The sequence below is a fragment of the uncultured Enorma sp. genome, from assembly GCA_905210055.1.
Lineage (GTDB): Bacteria > Actinomycetota > Coriobacteriia > Coriobacteriales > Coriobacteriaceae > Enorma.
On sequence record CAJLVH010000196.1, the window covers coordinates 1 to 2,531 of the forward strand.

At 64.5% G+C, this 2,531-nt stretch carries 2 protein-coding genes; both read left to right on the top strand.

Annotated features, from left to right (window positions below; all coding sequences use genetic code 11):
• Window positions 1–222 precede the first annotated feature (222 nt).
• Window positions 223–426: a hypothetical protein gene (locus QZ079_RS09080; protein ID WP_291289186.1), complete on the top strand. Its 204-nt coding sequence runs from the start codon at window positions 223–225 to the stop codon at window positions 424–426.
• A gap of 130 nt (window positions 427–556) precedes the next feature.
• Window positions 557–2,531 (top strand): DNA polymerase III subunit gamma/tau (dnaX, locus tag QZ079_RS09085; protein ID WP_297037527.1); only part of this gene is annotated, 1,975 nt, incomplete at its 3' end.

Below are 2,531 nucleotides of genomic sequence, written 5' to 3' on the forward strand. Positions count from 1 at the left end.
GGGAGCCTTGCCGACGCGGGTGCGTTGGCGCGTGCGGGGGAATTGTGACGCGAGAACAGCGGCATGGTGATCCTTGGTGCGTTTGTGGTACGTGTTCGTATGCCTTCTATCTATTCTAGCACGCGTTCTTACTATGTTCGGTTTGTTCGTCTTCGCATAGGTCCTTTTGTCTGTGCGAGAGGGTATCATGGGTACACGTGCGGATCGGCGGAAGGAGTGCCCATGGCTTATGCAAGAGATGTCGAAAAACTTGCAGCGTATGATGCCTTTGCTGCCGATGTTCGCTCTGAACTCGAGGACGTTACGACCCGCATGACCGAGCTCAAAGGCGCCGGCCGTGTGAAGACGGCAACGTATCGCCAACTGTTCGCTACCCGCATCACGCTCAAGGATATCGACCGGCGCTTGAGCGAGCGCGGATTGTAGCATGTAAAATTACCCCAGCGACTTTTTTACATCGCTCAGGTTGAGGTCGTGAGCCGCAGCGGGTCACTCAGCGATGTAAAAAAGCCGCTGGGGAATTTTACGTACGCCAGAGGGAGCAAGGAGAGGTTCGATGGAGTCGCTCTATAGGAAATATCGCCCGCTCACGTTCGAAAGCGTCGTGGGGCAGCAGCATATCGTGTCCACGCTCGAGCACGCCGTGACCGAGGGGCGCCTTTCCCATGCGTATCTCTTCTGCGGCCCGCGCGGCACAGGCAAGACCACCATGGCGCGCATCCTGGCGAAGTCGCTCCTGTGCCAGGGTGCCGACGCCGCACGCACACAAGGCGCTGCGGGATGCTTGCCCGACGGCACCTGTCCCGAGTGCGCCGCCATCGCCGAGGGCACGCATCCGGACGTCTACGAGCTCGACGCCGCGAGCCGCACTGGTGTGGACAACGTGCGCGAGGAGATCATCGGCTCGGTGAACTTCGCCCCGGTGCGCGGCGCGTACAAGATATATATCATCGACGAGGTTCACATGCTGACCACGGCGGCGTTCAACGCGCTGCTCAAGACCCTCGAGGAGCCGCCCGCGCATGTGGTCTTCGTGCTGTGCACCACCGACCCCCAGAAGATCCCCGAGACGATTCTCTCACGCTGCCAGCGCTTCGACTTCCACCGCATCGGCAACGAGGATATCGTGGGGCGTCTGCGCTTCATCTGCGAGCAAGAGGGATTCGCGTTTGACGACGACGCCCTTGAGGTCGTAGCCAAGCACGCGCGCGGCGGCATGCGCGACGCGCTCTCCACGTTGGAGCAGCTTTCGGTGTTCGGCAACGGTTCGGTGCGCGCGGCGGATGCGCGGGCGCTGCTGGGCGAGGTTTCGGGTACGGTGCTCTCGCGCTTCAGCCATGCGCTCGCTTCGCGCGACGTCTCCACGCTCTTCGCACTCGTAAAAGAACAGGTCGACGCCGGCGAGGACTTGATGGAGCTCACACGCGACCTCGTGGCGCACGTCCGCGACGTGTACATGGCCCATGTCGCCGGCGCACGCCCCGAGCTCATCGAGGGCACGCCGGAAGAGATTGCCGCGCTTGCCGAGGAGGCTGCACTGTTCGAGAGCGGCGACCGGCTGTCGCGCGTGCTCGTGGTGCTCGATGACGCGGCGCTCGAGATGCGCTCCGCTGCCGATATGCGGCTAGTGTTGGAGATCGCGCTCACGCGCCTGGCACGTCCGGAGGCGGATCTTACCCTCGAGGCCCTTGCCGAACGTCTCGAGCGGCTTGAGGCGCAGATAGCAAAGGGGATTCCCTCGGCACCGCTCGCCGCAGCCGACGTGGCGGCGCTTGTGGGAGCGAAGATGCCGAAAGAGCGCGCTGCCGGCTTTGCTGAGCCCCGTTCCGCTTCGGTGCCCGCTGCTTCGCCTGTAGAACCAGTGGCTTTTGCAGCGCCGAAGGCCGCCTCGTCCGCGCGCGCTGCCGACGCGGCCTCAGGCGCTTCCGCGAATGCTCGCTTCGCCGTGAGCGAATCGGATCGGGCGTCCGCTCGTGTTGCTTCCGTCGAGCCCGCAGTTCCCGCCGATCGCGTGGAGGCTGCCGTACCTGCGGCTCCCATGCCTGCAGCGGAGAAACCTGTTGAGGCAGCCTCTGCGGTTGTGGAGCCCCAAATCCCCTCGCCCATCTCGACTGCTTCTCAGGCCGCGGCAACGCAGGCTGAGCCCGTTCGTCCGTCCACCGTGCCTGCCGCGGCTGCGCCCACGGCTGCTCCTACTGCTGCCCCCGCCGCGCCTGCGGCGGAGCCTTCTGCAGCTGCTGCCGTGTGCGATCCCGGTGAGCTGCAGCGCAAATGGGACGAGGTTGTGCGTCTTGTGACAGCGGCGCAGCCCTCGCGCGGATCGCTTCTGTTGAGTTCCCGCGCCGTGGCGGACGATGGCGAAGCGCTCACGGTCTCGTTCCCCGCAGGCTCGAACTTCGCGATTACGATGCTCGGTCGCCCCGATACGCAAAGCATCGTGCAGCCGCAGGTTGCCGCCGTTTTCGGCGTGCGCATGCTGAACTATGTGATGGCTGAGGTGCAGCCCGCCGCGCGCTCGATGTCTACGTCTG

Excerpts from the sequence above, each read along its gene's own strand:
- QZ079_RS09080 (WP_291289186.1), top strand. The coding sequence starts at position 223 with ATGGCTTATGCAAGAGATGTCGAAAAACTTGCAGCGTATGATGCCTTT.